Below are 26244 nucleotides of genomic sequence, written 5' to 3'. Positions count from 1 at the left end.
GCCGGCAGCCGCATGAACGGGACTGATGCAAGCAAGGGCTCGATACCGGGCGGCGACGCGATAGCGCTCGCCGCCCGGATCAGGAGCGGTGCACTTGGTTGTGCCGAGGCGATGAAGCAGGCGATTTCAGCCGCCAGGGCCAACGAGGCGCTTGGCGCGATCTGTCATATCGACGAAGCGCTGGGCATGGCGGATGCCGCTGCGCTCGACCACGAATTTAGAAACAATCCCGCGACTTTCTCCGCCCGGCGCTTTGCCGGCGTGCCGACGTTTGCCAAGGACCTCGGCGGCCCGTTCAAGGGGCTGGCCGTTCGTGCCGGCTCGCGGCTCTTCGACGGGATGCTCGACGCATCGGCTGATTCTGATCTGGCGGCGCGCTTCAGGCAGGCCGGTTTCAGCCTGTTTGGCCTCACCACCAGCCCGGAAGTCGGCCTCTCGCTTGCGAGCGAGCCGGCCCGCGGGCCGGTCTGCCGCAATCCGCTCGATCCCTCCCGCACGGCGGGCGGTTCTTCCGGCGGTGCGGCTGCCGCCGTCGCAGCCGGTATCGTCGCGATTGCCCATGCAACGGATGCCGGCGGCTCGATCCGCGTGCCGGCTGCCTGTTGTGGGCTCGTTGGCCTGAAAGCCAGCCGCGGCGCCATTCCCGGAGGGCCGGGCTTCGGCAATCATCTCGGCGGCATCGCCAGCGAGCTGGCCATCTGCCGTTCCGTTCGCGATGCAGGTGCGATCTTCGAGGCCCTGCGCGGAAATCCCGCCGGTCCCTATGCGGAGCCTGCCCTCGACAAGAGCGAAAAGCCCCCCCTGCGCATCGGTCTGCTGACGCAGACCAGCAGCGATTTCCCGACCGAGCCGGCACGCCAGGAAGCCGTCGAAGCCGCGGCCCGCAGCCTCGAACAGGACGGGCATGAGATCGTCACCGTYGAATGGGAGCGGCTTGCAGCAAGCGTCGCTGCAAGTGCCGCCATTTTCGCAGATATCATTTCGATCAATCTGGCATGGCTCGTCGAAAGCCTGCATCTCGACCTTTCGAAGGCCGAGCCGCTGACGGCCGCCTTTGCGGCGCGTGGGGCAGCGCTTGCGCCAACCGCGCTCTGGCAGGCCCTCAGCGCCATGCCGCATGTCAGCCATGATCTCTGGCGACTGTTCGACGGCATCGATTGCCTGCTCACACCCATGCTTGCCACAGCACCGCTGCCGATCGGCTCTTTTCCGACCGATCATCACGACACGGAACTGCATCTGAACCACATGGCGCGCTTTGCGCCGCTCGCCTGCCTTGCCAATATATCCGGCTTTCCGGCGCTGACCCTGCCCTATGGACGCGATCCGGACGGAATGCCGCTTCCTCTTCAGCTACTGGCACCGATGGGCGGGGAACCCCTACTGCTTGCCCTTGCCTCCCGGCTGGAAGCGGAGCAACGTTGGATCCATCCCCATGTCATTGCGGGACTTGCCCCATGATATCAGCTCCCGTGCTTCAGCTTGCCGGCATCAGCAAGCGCTTTGGCGCGATCCAAGCTAATGAGGATATTTCACTGAGCCTCGCCAAGGGCGAAGTGCTGGCATTGCTCGGCGAAAACGGCGCCGGCAAGACGACATTGATGAGCATCCTCTTCGGCCATTATGTGCCGGATACGGGAATGATCCATATCGAGGGCAACGAATTGCCGGCCGGGCGGCCGCGTGCGGCGATCCGGGCCGGCATCGGCATGGTGCATCAGCATTTTTCCCTGGCGCCGAACCTGACCGTGCTCGAAAACGTCATGACGGGCACGGAGAAACTCTGGTCCTGGACGTCGGCGAAAGCCGCAGGCCGCGCCAAGCTGATGTCGATCTCTTCCCGCTTCGGCCTCGACGTTAATCCCGATGCCCGGCTCGGCGATCTCTCGGTCGGCGAACAGCAACGCGTCGAGATCCTCAAGGCGCTCTATAACGACGCCMGGATCCTGATCCTCGACGAGCCGACGGCGGTGCTCACCAATATCGAGGCGGAACGTCTCTTCCAGACGCTTCGGGAAATGGCCCGGCAGGGTCTCTCGCTAATCTTCATTTCGCACAAATTGGACGAGGTGATCAGCGCGGCAGACCGTGTCGTCGTGTTACGCGGCGGAAAGGTCGTCGCGGAACGGCTGACCGGTCAGACCAGCAAGGCKGAGCTCGCAGAACTCATGGTCGGCAGGCGGGTGACGCGCCCGGTCCGCGAAGCGTCGACGCCCGGCGCGGTCGTCTTCGAAGCCGTCGGCGTCACCGTGCGCGACGGCGGCCAGGAGCGGCTGAAGGATATCTGCTTGCAGCTCCATGCCGGCGAAACGCTCGGCATTATCGGCGTCTCCGGCAATGGCCAGGCGACGCTCAGCCATCTCGTCAGCGGACTTGCCGGCTGGAGCAGCGGCGACATCCTGCTGTTCGGACAGCCGGTTACCAAGATCAGCGTCGAAAACCTGATCGATGCCGGCATCGGCCGCATCCCCGAGGATCGCAACAAGGAAGGCGCGATCGGCGAGCTCGCCGTTTGGGAAAATGCGGTGCTGGAGCGCATCGCCTCCCCGCGCTTTTCGCGCTACGGGCTGGTCGACCGCAAGGCCAGCATGGGTTTTGCCCAGGAGATCATCGCAGAATTCGATATTCGCGGTGGCGGGCCGGCGACACGCACGCGGCTTCTGTCGGGCGGCAACATGCAGAAGCTTATCCTTGGCCGCAACCTGCATGACAGGCCGAAGATCCTGATTGCGGCGCAGCCGACACGCGGGCTCGACGAGGGCGCCGTCGCCGCCGTCCACGCCAGGATATTGCAGGCACGCAAGGAGGGCACGGCCGTGCTTCTGATCTCCGAGGATCTGGACGAGGTGATCGGCCTTGCCGATCGCATCCAGGCCATCGTCAAGGGGCGCCTGTCGCCACCCGTCGATGCGGAAAGTGCCGATCCCAGAAAACTTGGCCTGATGATGTCAGGCGAATGGACGTCCGAGGCTCAGCATGCGTCTTGAACGCCGCGATTACCGCCCGCTCTATCTCGTCGTGGGGGCACCTGTTGCTGCCGTCATTGCAGCGCTTGCGATTGCCGGCATCCTGATCGCGCTCGCCGGCGCCCCCGTATTCGAAGCCTATTGGCGCATTCTCACCGGCGCCTTCGGCACGCGGCTTTCGGCGACGGAGACGCTGACGCGGGCAACGCCGCTGATGCTGACCGGCCTTGCGGCAGCCGTCGCCTTCCGTGCCCGGCTCTGGAATATCGGTGCCGAGGGGCAGTTCTATCTTGGCGCCATTGCGGTTGCGGCACTCGGCTCCAAATTGCTGGCGGGACTGCCCGCAATTCTTCTCATCCCCACCTTGCTGGTTGCGGGCGCCGTCGCTGGCATGGTGCTGATCCTCGTACCGCTCTGGCTTCGGCTGCGCTTTTCCGTCGATGAGGTCGTCACCAGCCTGCTTTTGAATTTCGTCGCCCTGCTCTTCGTCTCCATGCTGATCGATGGCGTCTTGAAGGATCCCCTCGCCTTCGGCTGGCCGCAATCCATGCCGGTCAGCGATCATGCGCTGCTACCGAAGCTGGTGGCCCGCTCGCGTCTGCATGTCGGCTTCATCATCGCCATTGTCATCGCGCTTGCCGTCTATCTCCTTCAGTCGCGCACGGTCTTCGGCCTGCGCTCACGCGCAGCCGGCCTCAATCCAGCCGGCGCCGTCTTTGCCGGCGTTCCGCTCGGMATGACGCTGGTGAAAGTTGCCTGCCTGTCCGGCGGTCTTGCGGGTCTCGCCGGTGCAATCGAGGTGATGGGCGTGAAGGGCTATGTGACGACCGACCTGTCGCCGGGCTTCGGTTATTCCGGCATCATCGTCGCCATGCTCGCCAATTTGCATCCGATCGGCGTGATCTTTGCCGCCCTCTTCACCGCCACGATGTTCGTTGGCGCCGACGGCATGAGCCGGGCACTCGGCATACCGACCTATATCGCCGACGTGACGGTTGCCGTCTCGCTGCTCACCATGCTTACTGCCCTGTTCTTCACTCAATACAGGATCCGCAGATGATGGCTCTCATCGACATTGTCTCATCCGCGGGCCTCTGGGCCGCTGTGCTGCGCATCGCGACACCGCTGATCTTCGGAACGCTCGGCGCGCTTCTCTGCGAAAGAGCGGGTGTGCTCAATCTCGGCATCGAGGGCATCATGACCTTCGGGGCGATGATCGGMTGGCTCGCCGTCTTCCACGGCGCCGATCTCTGGACCGGCCTTCTGGTGGCAGCGCTCGCTGGCGCTGTCTTCGGTTTGCTGCATGCGCTTTTGACCGTGACGCTCGGCTTGTCACAACATGTCACCGGCCTCGGCATCACGCTCTTTGCCTCCAGCCTCAGTTATTTCATCTTCCGCCTGGTCGTGCCGCTTGCCGGCACGCCACCGACGATCGTGCCTTTCCAGCCCCACGATATCCCGCTTCTCTCCGGCCTGCCCTTCCTCGGCCCTGCCCTCTTTGCACAGACGGCACCGACCTATCTGGCGATCTTCCTGGCGCTTGCGATGGGTTATCTGATCTTCCGAACACCACTTGGGCTGACGATCCGCATGACCGGCGAAAATCCGCACGCGGCGGAAGCCCAGGGCATCGATCCGATCCGGATCCGCTATGGCGCGATCATTGCCGGAAGCGCGCTGATGGCTGTCGGCGGCGCCTTCCTGACGCTCGCGGCCTTCAACAGCTTCTTTCCGACCATGGTCCAGGGACGCGGCTGGATTTCCATCGCGCTCGTCGTCTTCGCCTCCTGGCGGCCGGGTCGGGCCCTCTTCGGCGCTCTGCTCTTTGCCTTCTTCGATGCCTTTCAGCTGAGACTGCAGACGGTGCTTGGAGGGGTCGTGCCCTATCAGCTTTTCCTGATGACGCCCTATCTCCTGTCGATTGCAGCCCTTGCCGTGATGGCGCGGCGTGCCCGCGTACCGCAGGCGCTCATGCAGCCCTATCGCCGCGGCGAGCGCTGATTGCCATGTCCAAAAACCTCAACAGACCGGTGCCGCCATGTTTGACCTGATCATMAAAAACGCAAATCTTCCCGATGGCCGCAGCGGCATCGATATCGCCATTGAGAAGGGCAGGATCGTCGAGGTCGCGGCCAAAATCGAGGCCGAGGCCGGCGAGGAGATCGATGCGAGCGGCCGCCTTGTCAGCCCGCCTTTCGTCGATCCGCATTTTCATATGGAWGCAACGCTATCGCTTGGCCTGCCGCGCATGAACCGCTCCGGCACGCTGCTGGAAGGTATTGCACTCTGGGGGGAGCTTCGGCCAATCCTGACGCGCGAAGCTTTGGTGGAACGGGCGCTGCGCTATTGCGATCTCGCCGTCTCGCAGGGGCTTCTCGCCATCCGCAGCCATGTCGATACCAGCGATCCCAGGCTGGTGACTGCCGAGGCGCTGATCGAGGTGCGCGAGAAGGTCGCTCCCTATATCGACCTGCAGCTCGTCGCCTTTCCGCAGGATGGCTATTATCGTTCGCCAGGCGGTGTTGACGCTCTGAACCGCTCCCTCGACATGGGCCTCGATATCGTCGGCGGCATTCCGCATTTCGAGCGCACCATGGCCGATGGTGCGGCCTCCGTCGCAGCTCTTTGCCGCATCGCTGCCGATCGCGGCCTGCCCGTCGACATGCATTGCGATGAAACCGACGATCCGCTGTCACGCCATATCGAGACGCTGGCAGCAGAGACGGTGCGTTTCGGCCTGCAGGGCCGGGTCGCCGGCTCGCACCTGACCTCCATGCATTCGATGGACAATTATTACGTCTCCAAGCTCATTCCGCTGATGGTGGAGGCGGAGGTCAACGTCATCCCCAATCCATTGATCAACATCATGCTGCAGGGCCGGCACGACACCTATCCGAAGCGGCGCGGCATGACGCGGGTGCGCGAACTGATGGATGCCGGCCTCAACGTCTCCTTCGGCCATGACTGCGTGATGGACCCCTGGTACTCCATGGGCTCCGGCGACATGCTGGAGGTCGGCCATATGGCGATCCATGKCGCACAGATGGCCGGCATCGACGACAAGAAGAAGATCTTCGACGCGCTAACGATCAACTCGGCCAAAACCATGGGCCTTGATGGCTACGGCCTGGAAAAGGGCAGGAATGCCGATCTCGTCATCCTGCAGGCGCGCGATCCGGTGGAAGCGCTCAGGCTGAAGGCGAACCGGCTGACTGTCATCCGCCGCGGCAAGGTCATCGCGCGTTCGGCTCCGCAGATTGCTGAACTGCATCTTGCCGGGCGCCCGGCAACGGTTGACGGGGCCGCCTATGCACCGATCGTCCCCGGCGCCTAAACCTCTTCTTGGGTGCGCGCGCTCAGCGTTCGCCCTTGACCTGGATCAGATAGGGTGGTGTCAGGCCTGAGGGCATGGCGGGCAGGTGCTGGAGGATCTTCAGGTTGGGGTCGAGCGCCCGGCGCAGGTGATCCGCAAGTGCTGCGCAGGCCTTCTCGATATCGCCGGCGAGCAGCGCGTCATAAACGCGCGTATGCTCCGATATCATCATGGAAATTTCCGCTTCGGTGCGCAGCTTGGCGAAGGTCGAGTGGGTGGCGATGAGGACGCGTTGGCTGCGGCGCACGGCCGCAAGAAGCACCGTATTGGGGCAGGGCGCGAGTGAATCGAGATGCAGGTCTGCTTCCGCCCGCTCCAGCTTTTCCGGCGCCTGCGGATAGGGGCCGAGGGATTTCAATCTCTGCCGGCGCTCCTCAAGACCCTCCTTCTCAAGGAAAGGATAGGCCTGCCGCAAAGCTTCCGGCTCCAGCAGGCGGCGCATGTCATAGTGATGGCGGAAGACCTTGGCGCTGAGCGGGCCGGCATACCAGCGGTTATTGCTGTCCTGCTCGATGATGCCGCTGCGCTCCAGCTGCGTCAGCACCTCATGGGCGATGGTGCGGCTGACGTCGTAATGCTGGGCAAGTGCTGTCTCGTTCAACAGGAAACGGCCATAGGCAAGACAGACGGCAACGGCATGTTCGACTTCCGGATAGATCTGCTCCCGGCGGTTGATGACGGGCACGGTGACCGAGCGTGGCAGATCGAGACCCGCGGCAAAAAGGTCGCCGCGCTGCGGCTCGCCGCCCGGCACGATATAACCGCGCCCTTCGAAGGTCTGGATCAGGCCTTCCGACAGAAGCCGCGCCAGCGCGATACCGGCCGGGATACGGCTGACATTGAAGGCGCGGGCAATGCTTGCCTGCCCAAGAATGAGGCCGGGCTCCAGCGCGCCCCGCTCCAGATGGTCACGAAGAACCTGATAGATCGTCAGATAGATCGGCTCGGACCGCACAGCCGTGGCCGCGGTTTCAGCCTCCGCCCCGCTTGCCATCGTCATGTCTGTTCCAAAGGCCGTCTGCCCATTCCCCGATGCGCCCGATCAGTTTGCGGGCGGTTTTTCCTGCGCGATCCATGATGAAGAAACCATGGATGGTTCCCTGCCATTCCTCGTAACAGACGTCATTTCCGGCGGCAATCAAGCGCTGTGCATAAGCGCGGCCCTCGTCGCGCAGCGGATCGTGGTCAGCGGTGATCAGCAGGGTTGGTGCCAGGCGCGAAAGATCACTGGCGAGTAGCGGCGAGACGCGAGGGTCGGAGGGTAGCGTGCCGCCCGAAAGATAGTTTTCCGCAAACCAGATCATCGTCGACTGTTGCAGGGAAAACCCGTTCGCGAATTCCTGGCGGCTTTTTGTCGTGCCGAAGAGATCGGTAGCCGGGTAAATCAAAACCTGCCCGGCAAGCGGGATGGCGAGATCGCGTGCCCGGATCGCCAGCGATGCGCAAAGGCTGGCGCCGGCGCTGTCGCCAGCAAGGATCACTTTGCCTGCATCGAGAGCAAGTGCTCCGCCATTTCCCTGAAGCCAGAGAAGTGCCGCCTCGGATTCCTCGCAGGCCGCGGGAAACGGTGCTTCCGGCGCTTTGCGGTATTCGACAGACAGCACATTGGCATGGGCGGCATTGGCGAGCGAGCGAACCGGCCCGTCATGGGTCTCGATGCTGCCGACCATCCAGCCGCCGCCATGGAAGAATAGGATGGTCCGCGCGGTGCCGGCCACGCGGTAGAGCCGCGCCTTCAGCCTGACATCGCCGCTTGGAATCTCCAGATCCTCAATGCCAGAGACCGCATCCTTCGCGCCCCAATGAAGGGCAAGCCGGGTTTCGGAATCGGCGCGCGCCTGTTGCGGCGTGAGCGTTTCCATCGCCGGCCCGCCCAGCGCATCCTGCTCCTCCAGCAGGGTCCTATATTCCGGCAGAAGCCTCGATCGGTCGACACGCGACCGGTTCTCTTGCGGCTCCATCAACTCCTCCTCGCCGATTGCCTGGTGCGATGGAAAGGGAAAATGACAAAAAAGTCAATAATCGAATATTGCATGCGATATTCGATCATGTTAGCGATTGATTACGGCAATGCTGGAAGAGGACCGGACTTGCCCAAACGGGAGGATGTCATGACAATTCGCAGTTTCATTGCTGCAGGCCTTGCATGCTCCGTGGCAGTCGCGCCGCTCAGCGCTTTCGCCTCGGACAACAAGATCGCCCTGGTTCCGGGCGGTCCGCACCCCTATTTCGCGCCCTGGGAACAGGCTGCCGCCGATGCCGCGAAGGATTTCGGCATCGCTGCAGTCGAATACAAAGTGCCGAGCGAATGGAAGCTGGAGGCGCAAACCGAGCTTCTGGAAAGCCTCGCGGCACAGGGCACCAATGGCTTCGGCGTATTTCCGGGTGACGCAGTCGGCGTCAACGCCATTTTGTCGGAAATGAAGAGCAACGGCATTCCCTCGGTGGCACTTGGCGGCTGCACCCAGGATCCGACCGATGTCGGGCTTTGCCTGGCGACCGATGTTTCGCAGTCGGCCTATCTCGGTACCAAGGCGCTGATCGAAGCGATCGGCGGCAAGGGCACGATCGTTCATCTGGCAGGCCTGCTCGTCGATCCGAATACGACGCTGCGCGTCAAGGCCGTCGAAAAAGCAGTCGGCGAGACGAATGGCGCCGTCACCCTGTTGCAGACGGTCGGTGATACCGACAGCCAGGAACAGGGCGACCAGAAGATCAATGCCCTGCTTGCCGCGCAGAAAGACAAGATCAACGGCCTGATCGCCACCGGCTATATTTCCTCGGTGGTGGCTGCGACCGCACTCAAGAACCTTGGCGACAAGAAGATCAAGCTTGTCGGCATCGACGATGACAAGATCATCCTTGACGGCATCCGCGACGGTTTCGTCGCCGGCACCATGGCGCAAAACCCCTATGGCCAGGCCTATATCGGCGCCTATGTACTTGATCAGATGGCGGCAGGCTGCAGCGTCAAGGCGGACGCCCCGTGGATTGCGACACCGCAGACGGCGCATTTTGTCGATTCCGGCACGCTGCTGATCTCGGAAAAGAACGTMGCCAGCTACAAGGACGATCTGAAGGCGCTGACGAAGAAGCTGCAGGGAAGTTTCAAGGACATCTACCTCTCCTGCAAGTAAAGAAAGCGGCGCGGGTCGAATCCGCCCCGCGCCTAATTACTCCTGTTCCACGAGACCGGTCATCCCAGCGCATGGCACCCATCGACAATGATAGCCCCGTCCCCGATGCAGGCAGACACAGTCTGCTCGGATTGCTGACCAGGGGGCCGGCGCAGCTTGGCCTGTTGATCATCCTCCTGATCCTTTGGGCCGTCTTCACCAGCCTGGCGCCGGGCTTTCTGTCGCGCTTCAACTTGAATTCCATGGGACGCTCGGTCGCGATCGATGTCGTCGTCGGTTTCGCGCAGATGGTGGTGCTGGCGACCGGCGGCATGAACCTTTCCGTTGGCGCGATCGGCGTCTGCTCCGTCATGGCTGCGGGCTATCTGATGCAGACGGCAGGCCTGCCCATTCCGGTTGCGATCACCCTGACGCTCGCCTTCGGCGGCCTTCTCGGCGCGCTGAACGGGCTCGCAATCGTCAAGACCGGCGTCAACAGCTTCATCGTCACGCTCGCCAGCGCCAGCCTGTTTTCCGGCGGCATGCTGATCTTCACCAAGGGCGTGCCACTGAACGGTTTGCCGGCGAGTTTCGGCGCTTTCGGCCGCAGCGGCATCGGTCCGGTGCCGTCACTGGCGGTCGTAGCACTTTTGATCGGCGCCCTGCTCTACATCCTCTTCAAGCATACTGTGCTCGGCCGGCAAATCCTGGCCGTTGGCGCCAATGCGCGCACGGCGGAAATGTCGGGCATCCCCGTTGGACGGATTACCATCTTCGTACATGTGCTCTCGGGAATGCTTTCCGCGGCGGCAGCCTTGATGCTGACGTCACGACTGTCAGCGGCCATGCCCGGCGTTGCCGGCGACGACTGGCTGCTGCCCTCTTTCCTTGCCCCGGTCATCGGCGGCACCGCGCTTGCCGGCGGAATGGTGTCGGTCGTTGGTACGATCCTCGGTGCAATGCTGGTCGCAACCATCCGCAGCGGCCTGCTAGTGCTGCAGGTCGGGAATTTCTGGCTGCAGCTCTTCCTCGGCATATTCTTGCTTTCGGCGATCCTCTTCGAGCGCTACCGGACGAAGCTCGCAATCCGCGAACAGACGAGGCGTGCATGAAGACGCTGATTTCCCTTGCGGCAAGGACACAATGGTCCGGCATCTTGGTCGGCGTCATCGCCGGCGGCATCGCGCTCGCCTTCGCCTCCCCCGCCTTCATGACGGAATTCAACTGGTTCGTCATGCTGCGCAGCATCTGCGTATCGCTGCTCGTCGCCTTCAGCCAGATGGTCATGCTGGGCGTCGGCCAGATGAACCTTTCCGTCGGGGCCCTCGGCGGGCTTGTCGCGGTCGTGACCGGTGGGCTGATGGATGTCTGGGGTCTGCCGGCCATCGTTGCGATCATTGTCGGCGTCGCCTTCGGCGGCCTTGCCGGTTTTATCAATGGCTGGCTGACGGTGCGAACCGGCATCAATGGCTTCATCGTCACACTCGCGACCGGCTCGGCCTTTGCCGGCATCAATCTCGGCATTACCAAGGCCATCCCCTTCTACAATCTCTCGCCGGCCTTCGTCGCCTTCGGCAACGGACGCCTCGGCCCCTTCCCGCTGCTGCTCATTGTGCCGCTGGTGGTGACCGTGCTGCTCATCATCTTCTTTGCCCGCACGGTCGAGGGACGCTACATGCTGGCGGTCGGCGGCAATGCCCATGCGGCGGAACTCTCGGGCATTTCCGTTGCCCGCGCCACGATCATGGCGCATGTGCTTTCCGGCCTGCTGGCCGCAGCCGCCGGCGTGCTCGCCGTCGCCCAGCTCKGCTCGGCGCAGCCGACGATCGGGGCTGACTGGGTGGTGATTTCCTTTGCGGCACCGATCATCGGCGGTGCAAGCTTGGCCGGCGGCTCGATCTCTATTGTCGGCACCCTCATCGCCGTGTTGCTGGTGGGGTTGATCCAGAATGCCATGGTGCTGCTGGCGGTCGATCCTTACTGGGTCACCTTCCTGCTTGGCGCGCTGATCCTTGCCGCCGTCTGGGTCAATCGCTACCGCGCAGTCCGGGTCGGGGAGGATTGAGATGGCACTCGTTCTCGACCGGATCGGCAAGTCGTTCCCCGGTGTCAGGGCGCTCAACAATGCGTCGCTGAGCCTCAATGGCGGCGAGATCCACGCGCTGATGGGCGAAAACGGCGCCGGCAAATCAACGCTGATCAAGATCATCACCGGCGTCCATCGGCCAGACAGCGGGACAGTGACGCTGGACGGCGCGCCTCTATCCCTCTCCTCGCCCCACGATGCAATCGCCCTCGGCATTTCGGCGGTGCATCAGGAGCGTAACCTGATCCCTCGCTTCTCGGTGGCCGAAAACATTCTCCTAGAAGGGTTGCCGGTTCGAAACGGCCTCGTCGATTTTCGCCGCGCTAACGATAAGGCGCGCCAACACCTTCGCAAGGTCGGGCTCGATGTCGATCCGGCAACCGAAGTGCGGCGCCTTAGCGTCGCCCAGATGCAGATGGTGGAAATTGCCAAGGCGCTGAGCCACCAGGCCAAGCTTCTGCTGCTCGACGAGCCGACCGCATCGATCACCGATGCTGAGACCGAAATCCTCTTCAGGCTCGTGCGGCAGTTGCGCGATCAGGGAACGGCGATCCTCTTCGTCAGCCACAAGCTTGAAGAGGTCTTGAGCCTTTGCGACCGGGTCACGGTTCTGCGCGACGGCGAAACGACGCTGCGTGGCGCGCCGATGGCCGGCATGACAAGGCAGACGCTGATCGAGGCGATGATTGGCCGCGCGGAKCGGCCGATGATTGCCCGCTCCGGCAAGCCGCAGGAGGGCGCGCCGAAGATCGAGCTTCGCGATGTCGCGACAGCTGCCGGCCACGGCGACATCTCGTTTTCGCTTCGCCGCGGTGAAATCCTCGGCCTCTACGGCCTCGTCGGTGCCGGCCGCACCGAGCTGATCCGCGCTATTATCGGCAAGGACAAACTTAAGTCAGGCACAGTCCTGATCGACGGCAAGCCGGTGCGCATCCGCTCGGTCGAAGAGGCGATCAAGCGCTTCCGTATGGGCTATGTCAGCGAGGACCGGAAACACGAGGGCGTCATCCTCGCTCATCCCATCCGTTCGAATATCGCGATGACGGTCTGGGGCAGGATCGCTTCGACCTTCGGCCTGATCGGCGCCGGCCAGGAGCGCAAGACCGCCGCACCGCTTGCCCGGCAGCTGGAAATCCGCACGCCCAATCTGGAACAGCTCGTCGGCAATCTCTCAGGCGGCAACCAGCAGAAGGTGTCGCTCGCCAAGTGGCTCGCCGCCGATGTCGATATCCTCTTCATCGACGAGCCGACCGTCGGCATCGATATCAAGGCGAAGGCCTATATCCACGAGCTGATCAACGGGCTTGCCGACAAGGGCATGGCGATCCTGCTGATCTCGAGCGACATGCCGGAAATGGTGGCGMTCGCCGATCGCATCCTCGTCATGCACGATTTCAGGATCGTCCACGAATATGAAAACGACCGCAAATATGAGACGGCAAGCCGCGCCATCATGTCGGCAATCCACGCGGCCGAACCCGCTCAAACCCGCACGGCACGCTAGGAGGAACCATGGCCCGCATTGAAAAGATCGAATTGCGCATGGTGGACCTGCCGCCGAAGGTGAAGCGCACCGATGCGATCCAGAGCTTCGTCAGCCAGGAAACGCCAATCGTCACCATCACCGATTCCGACGGYGCCTCCGGCACCGGCTATTCCTATACGATCGGTACCGGCGGCTCCTCCGTCATGCGGCTTCTGTCGGACCATCTGGCGCCGCTCTTAATCGGCGAGGATGCCGATTGCATCGAGGCGATCTGGCACAAGATGGAATTTGCCACGCATGCAACGACGATCGGCGCGATCACGGCGCTGGCGCTCGCGGCCGTCGATACCGCACTCTGGGATCTGAGAACCAAGAAGCAGGGCCTGCCGCTCTGGAAGCTTGCCGGCGGTGCCAAGGAAAGCTGCCCGCTCTACACGACCGAAGGCGGCTGGCTGCATATCGAGAAGGAGGCGCTCGTCGAAGACGCCCTGCAGGCGAAGGCCAAGGGTTTTTCCGGCTCGAAGGTGAAGATCGGCAAGCCGCATGGCGCCGAGGACTACGACCGGCTGTCTGCGATGCGCGCCGCCCTCGGCGACGGTTTCGAGATCATGACCGACTGCAACCAAGGCTTTACCGTCGATGAAGTCATCCGCAGGGCAGCACGGCTGAAGGAGCTCGATCTCGCCTGGATCGAGGAGCCGCTGCCGGCCGACGACCTCGACGGCCATATCAGGCTTTCGCTTTCCTCTCCAACGCCGATCGCGATCGGCGAATCCATCTACTCGATCCGGCATTTCCGCGAATATATGCAGAAGGGCGCCTGCTCCATCGTGCAGGTCGACGTCGCCCGCATCGGCGGCATCACGCCCTGGCTCAAGGTCGCGCATGCAGCCGAAGCCTTCGATATCCCCGTCTGCCCGCACTTCCTGATGGAGCTGCATGTCAGCCTGGTCTGCGCCATCCAGAACGGCAAATATGTCGAATACATTCCGCAGCTCGACGATCTGACCATCAAGGGCATGGAAATCCGCAACGGCCGCGCCATCGCCCCCTCCGAACCCGGCATCGGCATCGAATGGGACTGGGATGCCGTCAAGAAACGCAGCATCGCCGAATTCACGACAGAAATTACCCAAGGGCGGTAGCAACATGCAGCGCATGGGCATGGTGATCGGCCTGGAGCCGGACAAGGTCGCAGACTACAAGGCACTACATGGCGCCGTCTGGCCGGAGATCCTGTCACTGCTCTCGGCCTGCAACATCACCAACTATTCGATCTTCCTCAAGGAGCCTGAAAACCTGCTATTCGGCTACTGGGAATATGTCGGCGACGATTTCGAAGCCGATATGGCGAAGATGGCCACCGATCCGGCAAATCGGGAATGGTGGGCCGCCTGTATGCCCTGCCAGAGACCGCTTGCGACACGCAACGAGGGCGAGTGGTGGGCGATGATGCCGGAGGTGTTTCACCTGGATTGAGGCAGGATAGCGCCAGATCGCCGCGCACCCGTGCTGTGTCGTAGACCACGGGTTCCGATTTAGCGGCAAGCCCGTGGAACCCATCAGTCCCGGAAGACGTTTTCCGGGCATACCCGCCTGTCTCATTTCGAGCTCATCGATAATTTGCAGCCCCACGGAGCCGGATGACAAYGCAACAGATCCTCGCCTTCTCCGTCATCGCCCTGATGATGGGGGTCTTTATCTGGGATCGGTTCAGATATGATGTCGTCGCGTGCTGCGCGCTCGTTCTCTCCGTTGCAGTCGGCATCGTTCCAAAGGACAAGGCATTTTCCGGTTTTTCGGATGATATCGTCATAATCGTCGGCAGTGCATTGGTCGTCTCGGCCGGTGTCGCGCGTTCGGGCATCGTCGATACGGCGATCAAGCGATTCTTCCCTAACCTCAATACGCTGCACAGCCAGCTTGCCCTGTTGATGATCGTCGTGGCGCTGCTTTCTGCCTTCATCAAGAATATCGGCGCGCTGGCAATCATGATGCCGGTCGCTTTTCAGTTTGCCAGGAAGTCTGGCGCCTCGCCCTCCAAATATCTGATGCCCATGTCATTCGCCGCCTTGCTTGGCGGCCTGATGACGCAGATCGGCACTTCGCCCAATATTGTCGTCTCACGGCTGAGAGAGGAGATGACGGGCAGCTCCTTCACCATGTTCGATTTCACGCCGGTCGGCGGTGTCCTGACGATCGTCGGCATCACCTTTCTGATCTTCTTTCACTGGCTGGTGCCAAGTCGTACAAAACAGGGCGGCTCGATCGAGGAAGCGGTCGAGATCAAGAACTATACCTCGGAAGCGTTGGTTACAGCTGAATCGGCGGTCCTGGAAAAGCCGATCAGCGCTCTCGTCAAACCTGGCGACGGCGAAGCGATTGCCACTGCCGTCCTGCGCGGCGCAACGCGCATGTCCCCCTTCCCCGATCTGACACTCCGGGAAAACGATATCGTCCTGCTGGAAGGTCCGCCCGCCGCGCTTGACCGCATCGTGTCGGCCGGAAAGCTGCAGCTCTCCGGCAAGCCAATTGTCGAGAACGGGCAGGTGCAGGCGGAGGTCGTCTCGATCGAGGTGGTGATCGGCCAGGAATCTCCGCTAAGGGGCCGTTCCGTCAAGCAACTCGCKCTCGCCTATACGCGCGGCGTCAATCTGCTGGCCGTCAGCCGGCACGGCGAACGGCTGAAGGAACGTCTCGTCAATCTCACACTGGCCGCCGGCGACGTGCTGGTGCTGCAGGGAAGCCGTGAAAACCTGCCCGTCGTTATGCAGGATCTTGCTCTCCTGCCGCTTGCCCAGCGCGAGATATTGCTTGGCACGCGCCGGCGGGCTTTCATTCCGCTTGTTATCCTTGCGCTTGCCATGGCAACGACGGCGGTCGGCCTTGCGCCGGTGCCTGTCGCCTTCTTTGCGGCGGCGCTTGGCATGGTCGTTTTCCGGGCAATCCCGCTCGTCGACATCTACAAGTCGGTCGACGGGCCGATCCTTATCATGTTGGCAGCCTTGATCCCGGTCTCGGATACGCTGCGCACATCAGGCGGCAGCGACCTCATCGCCCATGGGCTTGGCGATATCGCCAAGGGCCTGCCGGCCTGGGGGGCGCTCGGCTTGATCCTTGTCGCCGCGATGGCAGTGACGCCCTTTCTCAACAATGCCGCCACCGTGCTTGTCATGGGGCCGATCGCCGTCGGTTTTGCCACCGATCTCGGCTTCCGGCCGGAAGCCTTCCTGATGGCGGTGGCGATCGGTGCGGGCTGCGATTTCCTGACCCCGGTCGGTCACCAGTGCAACACACTGGTCTTCGGTCCGGGAGGATATAAATTCTCCGACTACCCGCGCCTCGGTCTGCCGCTGTCGTTTCTRATCATTATCGTCAGCGTGCCGGTGCTGTTGTATGTCTGGCCGGTGAGATGATTGTCGACCGCTGCCCGTTGCCTCACGTCGTCAGGGTCTCGAATGTGGATGGTGAAAACCACGGTCGAAGTGGGGAAAAGGACCTCAGACTATCCGGCTGAGGATGGCCGTGAAGTTGGAGCGCAAAGGAGCTTAATATATCACTCAAATCTGGCGATAACCCGCGTAACAATCGTAACGCACGACATCGAGCATGATACCATACCTTTTGAAAATCTTTTCATTACTGACGGCATCAATCCTGTAAGCGCCGTACATCAACGGGTCCTCATTGGGAACAGATAATATTTCTCTAAGAAAATCCCGATCGCTTTCTTCAACCACCAACATGTTTGCAAGTCTGCCGCCTTGTTTCTTGTATAGTTCCAACACGAGCGAGACTGTCAAAGTTTCATCCTTTAATGTCATTCATTTGGGCCCAAAGGCTTGGCGCCTGGTGTGCTGACAATCCCGTCATTTCATTGGACGGATCAATAATCCGCAATGCGACGCGTGCCGGCAGTCTCACCCTTAAGATGCGGCTGCCCGCACTCTCTCAGCTCTTGCCCACCTCGACGGTCGCCGTCAGGCCGGCGATCAGCCTGACACCATCAGGCACGGCGTCGATGCTTATGCGCACCGGAACGCGCTGGGCAAGACGCACCCAGCTGAAGGTGGGGTTGATGTTGGCGAGGAGGCCGGTCCCTGACGTGCGTTCGCGGTCCTCGATGCCGGTTGCGATGCTCTCGACATGGCCCTGAAGGCTCTGCGACTGGCCCATCAGGTGGATAGAAACCTTGTCACCAGGATGGATGCGCGGCAGCTTGGTTTCCTCGAAATAGCCCTCGACGCGCAGCGAGTCCGTGTCGATCAGGGCGATCCTGGCGGTTCCGGCGCTGACATAGTCGCCGGGGCGCAGGCTGAGGTTGGAGACCGTTCCGTTGACCGTCGCCTTGATCTCCGAGCGTTCGAGATTGAGCGCGGCAAGATCGCGGTTAGCGGTCGCCTGGCGGAAGGCGGCATCGGCCTGTTCCTCGGCCGTCTGCGCCTGTTCCTTCTGCTGCAGGGACGCGGCTTCGCCGAGGCGTTGCTGGCGCTCGCGTTCGCGATGCGCCTGGTCGAGTGCTGCCTTGCTGCCTTCGAGCGCTGCTTCCGATTGGACAAGCGCGATCGAGAAACGCTGGCGGTCGACGCGGAAGAGGATATCGCCCTTCTTCACTGCCTGGTTATCGGTGACGAGCACCTCGCTGACGAGGCCGGAAACATCGGGCGCTAAGCCGACGACATCGGCGCGCAGGCGCGCATCGCGCGTCCAGGGTTCGTCCATGTAGTGGCCCCAAAGCCCGCGGCCGACGAAGACTGCGGCGATGAGGATGGCGAGAGTGGCGATGAGGCGGCCAATGAATTTCAGGGATTTCATACGAAGTACCAGCGTGTGAAGGAGGAAACGGCTCCGAGGACGAGCACATAGAGGGCAAGGTCGAAAAGACCGCGGTGCCAGACGAGGGAATAGGCGCCGAGCCAGGCAAGGATGCGTCTGATGACGATGATGAAGAGCAGGCTCAGCACCATGAGAACGAGGAGGCGTGGGACATAGACGCCGTAAACATCAAATTCTGCGGGCATGATTGTTACTCAGCGGCAAGCGGGAGGAGTTGCGGCGCAGCCTCGGCCGCGTGCCAGCTTGCTGGCGGGGCTGCATCAGGGAAAAGGGCGCGTCTGAGGCCGACGAGGGCATCGATACTGTCGGCGCCGCGCCTGTTGTCTTCGAACGCGATGATTTTGAGGCTGTCGTCGATCGATCGACGCAGGCCATCCTGCGGATTAAGCGCACGGCCGGCCGCGATGCGGCCATGATAGAAATCGGCAATGCCGGAGAGAACTGCGCCGAGCGATGCGGCGCTCGCACCACGCAGTTTCTTGCGCTCGCCTTGCAGCATCAGCACGTTGAAGCCGATGCGCACTTCGGCAAAGCCATCCACCTTCTTCAATTCGCGATCCTCGACGACGGCCAGACGCGGAACGAGCTGACCGAGGCGATCGAGAATGCGGCCGGAAAGCCGCTGGTGATCAGCGCGGCGTTCGCCGGCTGCCGTCTCGGCAAGATCGCTCCAGCCGGCACGCACGAGGCGCCAGGCGGCGAGTTCGGCACCGAAGGGGCGGGCAATCAGCGTCCAGACCAGGGCGAAGCCGATACCGGCAAGGGCTGCGATCGCTTCATTGGTGAAAGTAGTGAAATCGGACGTATAGCGATCCTGCAGCGCGATGAAGGAGGCGCTGTTGACGGTCATCAACATGGCCAGCATGTTGAACTGTGGCTTGGGGATCATCAGCCCGAGCAGCAGAAAGGGCGGAGCGAAGACCAGAACCAGGAGCTMGTAGCTGTTGACCATCGGCAGGATGGCAAAAATGTAGACGAAGGAAATGACGAGGCTGACGCCGCACCAGATGAACATCGAGGTGATGAAAGGAGCCGGCCGGTCAAGCGCAGCAAAGAAGGAACAKGCAACGGCTGCCATAGTGACGAAGCCGGCGCCATTCTGCCAGCCGCTGAAGATCCAGAACAGGCAGGCGACGAGAATGCCCACGACGACGGCACTCGCCTGGAAAGCGAGCAGCGCATAGTCATAATGGCGGTTGCCGCCGACGACCTGGCGATGGCGGAAGGCCGGCCGCCAGGGGCCGGAATGTCGGCCGCTGACGATTTCGTCGCGCAGTGTCAGGCAATCCTGCCAGAGATCGACGATTTCCTTCAGCCGCGCCAGCGCACTCGAGAGCAACAGATCGCCCCAGCGCAAATCCGGATCGGCCTCGCGAAGGCGCTCGATCCGCTGCGTTAGTTTTTCTGCCGTGTCGCCGGCTTGAGACCTTGCGCCGAGGCTCAGCCAGTCGGCGACCTCGTTTAGCAGGCAGACCAGCTCCTTGGGCAGGCTCTCGCGCTCGCTCTTCAGAGCGTGAAGCCGGTCGGCGAGCGAGGAGAAGAGCGGCAGCAGCATCAGGAGACGGCCGCGCAATTCGCGCGAATGGCGCACGATATCGCGGCTGCCCGCATCGTAACCGAGCTGACTGATGATGAGGTCGAGGCCGGTCACGTCGGCGGCAAGCTTCTGCCGCTTCAAGGGGGTTGCCGGGGTGGCGCCCTCGCCGCGCAGAATATCGTTTGCCCAGCTGCCGGCATCGTCGAGCCAGGTGGCGATGCGCTGACCGAGCACGCTGCGTACACTGGTCGGGAAGACGACGGCGCTGACCAGGCTAGCGCAGACTATGCCGATGATGATCTCTTCCGAGCGGGCGAGGGCCGTATCGAAGATGGTGTCCGGCGAACCGACTGAMGGCAGCGCGATCAACGGAAGGGAATAACCGGCTAGCATGAAGACATAGCTGCGCGAGGAGCGGTCCAGCATCGAAATGAAGAGCAGCGTGCCGGTCCAGAGCGCAATCGCGATGCTTAAAAGCTCCGGTGCGTTGACGAAGAGCGGCACGAAAAAGACGGCCGCACTCGCGCCGAGAAGCGTTCCGAGTGCACGGTAAAGGCCCTTCGAACTGGTTGCCCCCGCAAGCGGATTGGCAACGACATAGACCGCCGCCATTGCCCAGTAAGGCCGCGGCAGGTCGAGAGACAGAGCAATGAAAAGCGCAAGCATGGAGGCGAGGAAGGCCTTGGCCGAGAAGAGCCAATCCCGCCAGGAGGGAAGAGTCACGATGTTTCCTCGAATTGCTGTAATGTCGCCGCGACCTGTGACGGGCTGATCTCTTCGAAGGCCTGCAGCACGCGGACCGCCGCTTCGAGGTCGGCTTCACTGACCTTCTCGAGGATCCTGCCACGCAGGTCATCGAGAATGGCCTCCATGCGGGTTGCCAGGATATGGCCCTCCTCCGTMAGCCAAAGACCCTTTGCTCGCCTGTCGATCGGATCATCCTTGCGCACCACAAGCTCGAGCGCCTCCAGCTGATCGAGCAGCCTGACCAGTGACGGGCCTTCGATACCGACTTGATTGGCCAATGCGACCTGCCGAACTCCGCCGCCCAAGCGGCCGATCCACAGCAACGGCGCTGCGCAGGCTTCCGAGATGCCGTGGGAACTCAGCGCAAGATCGACCGCCCGTCGCCATTGGCGACCGGTCGACAAGAGGTTCGCGGTAAAAACGCGCTGCAGGGACGTGATGGATTGCATGTCAATCTGATAGCATCAAAATAGTTAGGATTCAAATGATTTTCTGAAACGAAGGGAAAATTGCTCCTGACTGATGTTCGAAACAACTGGCAGCAGGATCGACATCAGCCGGATTTGCCTTACCTGGAGGAGAATTGCAGGGCAGCGACGCTCGCCCGCAGCCGGGGTGCGGCGAAATCCAGAAAGTGGCGCATCTTGAGCGGCATCTGGCCACGGGCGAGATGGACCAGCTGTATCGGAGCGGGCTCCGGTTCGAAGTCCTCGAGCACGAGCCTGAGCGTGCCGGCCGCAACCTCTGCTGCGACCTGGTAATAAAGCAGCCGGGTGACGCCAGCGCCGCGGATGGCGGCCGCGGCGGCCGCCTCGGTGGTGGTGACGGAAAGCCGCGGGGTGATCGTCACCTCGATGGCTTTTGCCAGACCTGCCTCCTGGAACTGCCAGCCGGCGGTCGGCGTCAGGATCTCGACGCTGATGCAGGGAAGGCCCAGGAGATCGGCCGGCTCCTTCGGCACGCCGCGGCCGGCAAAGAGAGCAGGACTGCCGCAGACCACCCTGCGCACCGCGCCGATACGGGTGGCAACCATGGCGCTATCAGGCAGATTGCCGATGCGCACGGCCATATCGACATGTTCGTCGACGAGATCGATATTGCGGTCCGTCAGCATCAGGCGCACGTTGATCGCCGGAAAGGCGGCCAGAAAGTCCGTCACGACAGGCAGCACGTGAAGGCGGCCGAACTGCACCGGAGCTGTGATCACCAGCTCGCCCTTCGGCATGGCGAATTCGCCCGATGCCTGACGTTCGGCCTCCTCCACCTGCTCGAGGATGCGCCTGGCAGCATCGACATAGGTAGCGCCTGCATCGGTCAAGGCGATCTTGCGGGTGGTGCGGGTAAGCAGCTTGGTTCCGAGCAGCGTCTCCAGATCGGTGATCTTGCGGCTCAGTGTCGGCAGGGGAATTTTCAGCGACCGGCTGGCCGCCGACAGGTTTCCCCGGTCCACCACCTCCAGCAACATCGACATGGCTTCGAACCGGTTCACGACATTCTTCCAGATTCTGGTAAAATCAGTTTCACTTAGAGCATATTCTCTTCGTTGGTGGAAATAGACACATTCATCTCACCATGCCAATCACGGCTTGCCCGTCCGCCAAGGAGATCTCCATGTCCCGTATTTCCATCCCCACGAAAGACGACGCCCCGGAAGCAGCCAGACCGATACTCGATGGCATCCAGAAGGCGCTGGGCTTCGTTCCGAATGTCTTCCGCCTGGTCGCCAACAGCCCGGCCGCCCTGACGGCGTTCACCGGCCTTCAGGGCGGGCTCTCGAAGACGCTCGATGTCAAGACGCGCGAGCGGATCGCGCTTGCCGTCGCCGAGGTCAACGGCTGTGACTATTGCCTCTCTGCCCACACCTATCTCGGCCTCAACCTCGCGAAAATGAGCCCGGAGGAAATCGCGCTGAACCGCAAGGGTGCGTCCGCTGATGCCAAGGCGAATGCCGCCGTCCGCTTTGCGGCAAAGATCGCCGACGCGCGTGGCCATGTCGACGACGACGATATCGCTGCCGTGCGCTCTGCTGGCTTTTCGGATGCGCAGATCGTCGAAATCGTCGCTCTGGTCGCTGAAAATACCTTTACCAACTATCTGAACGAGGTTGCCAAGACTGACATCGACTTTCCGTCCGTCCCAGCAGCCGATGCGGCCTGACGGAGAGCAGCGGGGCCAGTGCCCCGCTCCTGCCAACCTTGAGGAGATGGATCATGTCCTATGGATTTCTCGACATAGCCTCGACGCCCAGCGTGCGCGCTGCCCAGGCCGAAATGGGCGTGCAGGACTTCTGGACCAGCCTGCCGACCGACAGGAGCTTCGACCGCTTCACGGAGAACGAGAGCGCCTTCATCGCCTCCCGTGACAGTTTCTACATGGCTACCGTTTCGGAAACGGGCTGGCCTTATGTTCAGCACAGGGGCGGCCCGCAGGGTTTCCTGAAGGTACTCGACGATCGCACGCTTGCATTTGCGGACTACCGCGGCAACCGGCAGTACATCAGCACGGGCAACCTGGCTGCCAATGACCGGGTCTGCCTCTTTCTCATGGACTATCCCCGCCGAGCACGGCTGAAGATCTATGCCCATGCCGAAAAACTGCCACTCGATGCCGATCCTGACCTGACGGAAATGCTCGCCACACCATCCTATCGTGCCAAGCCGGAACGACTTTTCCGCCTGCGACTCGAAGCCTTCGACTGGAATTGCCCGCAGCATATCACGCCGCGCTATACCGAGGCGGAGATCGCCGTCGCCGTCCAGCCGCTTCGCCAGCKCCTCGCGGAGTTGGAAGCAGAGAATGCCGCCTTGCGGGCACAGGTCGTGCGCGCTGGAGATATCGAGTAGCGGTTAGCTACTGAGCCGAAACCATGCCCCGATCAGTGAGCGTCATACTGGCGAGATCAACGCCATCGCGCCCCGGGCTGCTGCCCGGCCGATGGCCTGGAGCTGGTCGGGATTGCTCCGAGACTGCTCGACGGCGCTTTCGACCAGCAGCGCCTGCAACAACAGGGCTTCGGGGCAACCAGCACTTCCTCCTTTCAGAACTCCAGAAATCCCGCCAGACTTGTTACTCCCGCTCATTGGCGGCCGGGCCTAGGCTCCTTGGCGATCATCAGGGAACCCCCTGATGGCATGGTCAATCATAGGAGCATGTCTTGAACATCGAAAACAAAACGGTGCTGATTACCGGCGCCAATCGTGGCATCGGCCGGGCTCTCCTAGACGAAGCGCTGCGGCGCGGTGCAAAGCGCGTTTATGCGGGATCGCGCAGCGAGCAGCAGCATGGGGATGAGCGCGTCACTTTCCTCAAACTCGATATCACCGACGAGCATGATGTCCGGCAGGCGGCCGCCACTGTCGAAAACCTCGATATACTCATCAACAATGCCGGAATCTTCATGCCCGACGATCTCGATGATACGGACATCATCAATCGCCATCTGGCGGTCAATTTTTTCGGGCCGCTGAGGGTGACCAAGGCTTTTGTGCCGGCGTTGACGCGATCGAAAGGCGCCATCATCAACAACCTCTCCCTGTCGGCACTTGTGCCGGTCGCTTCCACGCCGGCCTATTCGATTTCGAAGGCGGCGGCCCATAACCTCATGCAGGCCTTCAGGGCGCTCCTCTCCGCTCGCGGTGTCGCCGTACACAGCTGCTTCACCGGACCTGTCGATACCAACATGACGCGCGGCTTCGAGGTGCCGAAGTCACCACCCGGCCTGGTGGCAGCGGGAATATTCGACGGCTTCGAAAGAGGCGAGGACGATATCTTCCCCGACCCTTACTCCGAACGCATTGCYGATGGCTGGCGCACCGGCGTCATAAAGGCTCTCGAACAGGAATTCGCCGCCTACGTTCCGACCGCCGCTGAAGTGGCTCAGGACTGCTGTCACCACTGACATTCCGTTTTGCGAGCGAACGGCATGCGCACCGTTCGCCGCAAGCAGCTGCCTTTACTTCATATAGAGCGCACGCGAGCGTTCCAGATGCTTGAGCACTGCGGCCTCTGCACCATCGGCATCGTTGGCAGCAAGCTGCTCCAGGATCTCTTCGTGTTCGGCAAGCGTAAACTTTTCCTTGCCGGTCCAGATCAGCATTTCCGTGTGATACTCCTTCAGCCATGCCAGCATGGCTTCGCTGACGGCCACATAGATCGGGTTGCCGGAAATCTGGGCGATACGCGTATGAAAGCGCATATCGGCGGAGATGAACTCTTCGGCATGGCCGAGCGAGGCCCGCTGATGGTCGATAATGTCGCGAAGCGCCTTGACATCGGATTGCTTGGCGCGTTGGGCCGCCTCGCGCGCCATTCCACGCTCGAAGAAGATACGGGCGCTTTTCAGGTGCTCGAGCGAATCGGCAGATTGCGACAGCATGATCTTCGCCGTCAGGTCGACCTGTCGGAAGATCGACTGGGCGGTCAGTTGCAGGACTTTTKCCCGCTCTCCATGCGAAATGCTGACGAGGCCCTTGTTGGCAAGAGACTGCATGGCCTCGCGGATCGCCGGGCGGCCGACGCCGAAGCGCTCCATCAAAACGCGTTCGGACGGCATTTCGTCGCCCGGTTGCAACTCTCCTGAGGTGATCAGCCGTTCCAGCCTGTCAAAAACCTCGTCAGACAGTTTTCGACGGACAATTGGCTCGATGGCTGAGGTCATGGGGTCTCGCTGGCTCAAATCTTCTCTCCCCTTAGCATTTTCACCGACCGACGACAAAGCGCACTAGGCGAAATTCACACTTGCTGAAAATTTCCGTTGCAGAAAATGGAATACTCATTATACCAGATCACGAGTTGACGCCATGACTTCTTGCCGTGGCGAGAGGAGCAACCGGCAATTTCATGATGATAACCCTCACCTACCGCATCGAGACACCCGGCAGCATCGAAGCGATCGCGAACAAGATCGCCTCCGATCAATCGACCGGCACCTTCGTCCCGGTTCCTGGCGAAACGGAAGAGCTGAAGTCGCGCGTGGCCGCACGCGTCCTCGCGATCCGCCCGCTTGAAGAGGCAAATCATCCGTCGTGGCCCGAAGCGCCTGAAGGTTCCAGGCTACAGCGCGCCGATGTCGATATCGCCTTCCCGCTCGATGCCATCGGCACGGATCTTTCGGCGCTGATGACGATCGCAATCGGCGGGACCTTCTCCATCAAGGGCATGACCGGCCTGCGTGTCATCGACATGAAACTGCCGGAGGCCTTCAGGGGTGCCCATCCCGGCCCGCAATTCGGCATTGCGGGCAGCCGGCGCCTGACCGGCGTCGAGGGCCGGCCGATCATCGGCACGATCGTCAAGCCGGCGCTCGGCCTGCGGCCGCATGAAACCGCCGAGCTCGTCGGCGAGCTGATCGAATCCGGCGTCGACTTCATCAAGGACGACGAGAAACTGATGAGCCCGGTCTATTCGCCGCTGAAAGAGCGTGTGGCGGCGATCATGCCCCGCATTCTCGATCGCGAGCAAAAGACCGGCAAGAAGGTGATGTATGCCTTCGGCATCTCGCATGCCGATCCCGACGAGATGATGCGCAACCACGACCTTGTTCTCGAAGCGGGCGGCAATTGTGCCGTCGTCAACATCAATTCGATCGGCTTCGGCGGCATCAGCTTCCTGCGCAAGCGCTCCGGTCTCGTGTTACATGCGCATCGCAACGGCTGGGACGTGCTGACACGCCATCCCGGCATCGGCATCGATTTCAAGGTGTATCAGCAGCTCTGGCGGTTGCTCGGCGTCGACCAATTCCAGATCAACGGCATCCGCGTCAAATACTGGGAGCCGGACGAAAGCTTCGTTGCCTCTTTCAAGGCGATCAGCACGCCGCTCTTTGATCCTTCCGACTGCCCGCTGCCGGTGGCCGGTTCCGGTCAGTGGGGCGGCCAGGCGCCCGAAACCTATCAGCGCACCGGCCGCACCACCGATCTGCTCTACCTTTGCGGCGGCGGCATCGTCAGCCATCCGCAGGGACCCGCAGCCGGTGTGCGTGCCGTTCAACAGGCATGGCAGGCGGCCGTCGCCGACATTCCGCTTAATGATTATGCCAAAGATCATCCGGAGCTTGCCGCCTCGATTGTCAAATTCGGCGACGGCAAGGCGGGGTGAA

The 26244-nt window shown here is 62.0% G+C and carries 25 protein-coding genes; 16 read left to right on the top strand and 9 right to left on the bottom strand.

The window, feature by feature from the left end:
• Positions 1–12: 12 nt before the first annotated feature.
• From AC1DNW_RS22080 to AC1DNW_RS22060, 5 genes are read left to right on the top strand one after another with little or no spacing between them, the layout of a single operon-like run.
• Positions 13–1461, top strand: coding sequence for an amidase (locus tag AC1DNW_RS22080; RefSeq protein WP_477854364.1), 1449 nt, complete (start codon positions 13–15; stop codon positions 1459–1461).
• Entirely contained in the window at positions 1461–2987 is a 1527-nt protein-coding gene (locus AC1DNW_RS22075) for an ABC transporter ATP-binding protein (protein ID WP_477854398.1), read from the top strand. The genes AC1DNW_RS22080 and AC1DNW_RS22075 overlap by 1 nt, the downstream gene beginning before the upstream one ends.
• The gene (locus AC1DNW_RS22070; RefSeq protein ID WP_477854363.1) at positions 2977–4026 is read left to right on the top strand and encodes an ABC transporter permease; all 1050 of its coding nucleotides are present in this window, start codon (positions 2977–2979) and stop codon (positions 4024–4026) included. Before AC1DNW_RS22075 ends, AC1DNW_RS22070 begins: the two co-directional genes overlap by 11 nt.
• The gene (locus tag AC1DNW_RS22065; RefSeq protein WP_477854362.1) at positions 4023–4967 is read left to right on the top strand and encodes an ABC transporter permease; all 945 of its coding nucleotides are present in this window, start codon (positions 4023–4025) and stop codon (positions 4965–4967) included. Before AC1DNW_RS22070 ends, AC1DNW_RS22065 begins: the two co-directional genes overlap by 4 nt.
• Positions 4968–5004: 37 nt before the next feature.
• The gene (locus AC1DNW_RS22060; protein ID WP_477854361.1) at positions 5005–6300 is read left to right on the top strand and encodes an amidohydrolase family protein; all 1296 of its coding nucleotides are present in this window, start codon (positions 5005–5007) and stop codon (positions 6298–6300) included.
• A 22-nt stretch (positions 6301–6322) separates the two neighbouring features.
• Here AC1DNW_RS22060 and AC1DNW_RS22055 read toward each other — a convergent pair whose 3' ends face one another.
• Positions 6323–7339 (bottom strand): GntR family transcriptional regulator, encoded by a 1017-nt coding sequence (locus AC1DNW_RS22055; RefSeq protein ID WP_477854360.1) that lies wholly within the window; start codon positions 7337–7339, stop codon positions 6323–6325.
• Positions 7311–8300, bottom strand: a complete 990-nt coding sequence (locus tag AC1DNW_RS22050) for an alpha/beta hydrolase (RefSeq protein ID WP_477854359.1) — start codon at positions 8298–8300, stop codon at positions 7311–7313. Before AC1DNW_RS22050 ends, AC1DNW_RS22055 begins: the two co-directional genes overlap by 29 nt.
• Positions 8301–8450: 150 nt before the next feature.
• Between AC1DNW_RS22050 and AC1DNW_RS22045 the strand changes: the two genes are divergently transcribed.
• The 7 genes from AC1DNW_RS22045 (at position 8451) to AC1DNW_RS22015 (ending at position 16443) form a co-directional block, all read left to right on the top strand.
• Positions 8451–9476: a sugar ABC transporter substrate-binding protein gene (locus tag AC1DNW_RS22045; RefSeq protein WP_477854358.1), complete on the top strand. Its 1026-nt coding sequence runs from the start codon at positions 8451–8453 to the stop codon at positions 9474–9476.
• Between the two features lie 71 nt (positions 9477–9547).
• Entirely contained in the window at positions 9548–10567 is a 1020-nt protein-coding gene (locus AC1DNW_RS22040; RefSeq protein ID WP_477854357.1) for an ABC transporter permease, read from the top strand.
• A complete protein-coding gene (locus tag AC1DNW_RS22035) occupies positions 10564–11520 on the top strand; it encodes an ABC transporter permease (RefSeq protein ID WP_477854356.1) in 957 nt (318 codons plus the stop codon). The genes AC1DNW_RS22040 and AC1DNW_RS22035 overlap by 4 nt, the downstream gene beginning before the upstream one ends.
• Position 11521: 1 nt before the next feature.
• Complete coding sequence (locus AC1DNW_RS22030; protein WP_477854355.1) at positions 11522–13045, top strand: sugar ABC transporter ATP-binding protein; 1524 nt, start codon at positions 11522–11524, stop codon at positions 13043–13045.
• An 8-nt stretch (positions 13046–13053) separates the two neighbouring features.
• Positions 13054–14172: a mandelate racemase/muconate lactonizing enzyme family protein gene (locus AC1DNW_RS22025; protein ID WP_477854354.1), complete on the top strand. Its 1119-nt coding sequence runs from the start codon at positions 13054–13056 to the stop codon at positions 14170–14172.
• Between the two features lie 4 nt (positions 14173–14176).
• Positions 14177–14506 (top strand): L-rhamnose mutarotase, encoded by a 330-nt coding sequence (locus tag AC1DNW_RS22020; protein ID WP_477854353.1) that lies wholly within the window; start codon positions 14177–14179, stop codon positions 14504–14506.
• A gap of 164 nt (positions 14507–14670) precedes the next feature.
• Positions 14671–16443: an SLC13 family permease gene (locus AC1DNW_RS22015; RefSeq protein WP_477854352.1), complete on the top strand. Its 1773-nt coding sequence runs from the start codon at positions 14671–14673 to the stop codon at positions 16441–16443.
• Between the two features lie 144 nt (positions 16444–16587).
• On the opposite strand, the gene AC1DNW_RS22010 is transcribed toward AC1DNW_RS22015, so the two are convergent.
• The 6 genes from AC1DNW_RS22010 to AC1DNW_RS21985 all read right to left on the bottom strand — a co-directional run bounded on the left by AC1DNW_RS22010 (position 16588) and on the right by AC1DNW_RS21985 (position 21636).
• Entirely contained in the window at positions 16588–16830 is a 243-nt protein-coding gene (locus tag AC1DNW_RS22010; protein WP_477854351.1) for a DUF7683 domain-containing protein, read from the bottom strand.
• Positions 16831–16978: 148 nt separating this feature from the next.
• Positions 16979–17842, bottom strand: a complete 864-nt coding sequence (locus tag AC1DNW_RS22005; RefSeq protein WP_477854350.1) for an efflux RND transporter periplasmic adaptor subunit — start codon at positions 17840–17842, stop codon at positions 16979–16981.
• Positions 17839–18048, bottom strand: a complete 210-nt coding sequence (locus AC1DNW_RS22000; RefSeq protein WP_113297344.1) for a DUF1656 domain-containing protein — start codon at positions 18046–18048, stop codon at positions 17839–17841. The genes AC1DNW_RS22005 and AC1DNW_RS22000 overlap by 4 nt, the downstream gene beginning before the upstream one ends.
• Positions 18049–18053: 5 nt before the next feature.
• A complete protein-coding gene (locus AC1DNW_RS21995; protein ID WP_477854349.1) occupies positions 18054–20123 on the bottom strand; it encodes an FUSC family protein in 2070 nt (689 codons plus the stop codon).
• The gene (locus tag AC1DNW_RS21990) at positions 20120–20596 is read right to left on the bottom strand and encodes a MarR family transcriptional regulator (protein WP_113508762.1); all 477 of its coding nucleotides are present in this window, start codon (positions 20594–20596) and stop codon (positions 20120–20122) included. Before AC1DNW_RS21990 ends, AC1DNW_RS21995 begins: the two co-directional genes overlap by 4 nt.
• A 119-nt stretch (positions 20597–20715) precedes the next feature.
• The gene (locus AC1DNW_RS21985; protein ID WP_477854348.1) at positions 20716–21636 is read right to left on the bottom strand and encodes a LysR substrate-binding domain-containing protein; all 921 of its coding nucleotides are present in this window, start codon (positions 21634–21636) and stop codon (positions 20716–20718) included.
• 122 nt (positions 21637–21758) lie between these two features.
• Here AC1DNW_RS21985 and AC1DNW_RS21980 point away from each other — a divergent pair, with 122 nt between their 5' ends.
• The 3 genes from AC1DNW_RS21980 to AC1DNW_RS21970 all read left to right on the top strand — a co-directional run bounded on the left by AC1DNW_RS21980 (position 21759) and on the right by AC1DNW_RS21970 (position 24045).
• Positions 21759–22304 (top strand): carboxymuconolactone decarboxylase family protein, encoded by a 546-nt coding sequence (locus AC1DNW_RS21980; RefSeq protein ID WP_477854347.1) that lies wholly within the window; start codon positions 21759–21761, stop codon positions 22302–22304.
• Positions 22305–22357: 53 nt separating this feature from the next.
• On the top strand, positions 22358–22990 hold the full coding sequence (locus AC1DNW_RS21975) for a pyridoxamine 5'-phosphate oxidase family protein (RefSeq protein WP_477854346.1): 633 nt from the start codon (positions 22358–22360) through the stop codon (positions 22988–22990).
• Between the two features lie 311 nt (positions 22991–23301).
• The gene (locus AC1DNW_RS21970; protein ID WP_477854345.1) at positions 23302–24045 is read left to right on the top strand and encodes an SDR family NAD(P)-dependent oxidoreductase; all 744 of its coding nucleotides are present in this window, start codon (positions 23302–23304) and stop codon (positions 24043–24045) included.
• 54 nt (positions 24046–24099) lie between these two features.
• Here AC1DNW_RS21970 and AC1DNW_RS21965 read toward each other — a convergent pair whose 3' ends face one another.
• Entirely contained in the window at positions 24100–24804 is a 705-nt protein-coding gene (locus tag AC1DNW_RS21965; protein ID WP_477854344.1) for a transcriptional regulator NanR, read from the bottom strand.
• Positions 24805–24986: 182 nt separating this feature from the next.
• Here AC1DNW_RS21965 and oiaX point away from each other — a divergent pair, with 182 nt between their 5' ends.
• Entirely contained in the window at positions 24987–26243 is a 1257-nt protein-coding gene (oiaX, locus tag AC1DNW_RS21960) for a 3-oxo-isoapionate-4-phosphate decarboxylase OiaX (protein ID WP_477854343.1), read from the top strand.
• Position 26244 lies beyond the last annotated feature (1 nt).

The organism is Rhizobium sp. 05L429, assembly GCF_056397645.1.
Note: the sequence above shows the minus strand (reverse complement) of the source record. Positions and strands in the feature narration are given on the sequence as shown.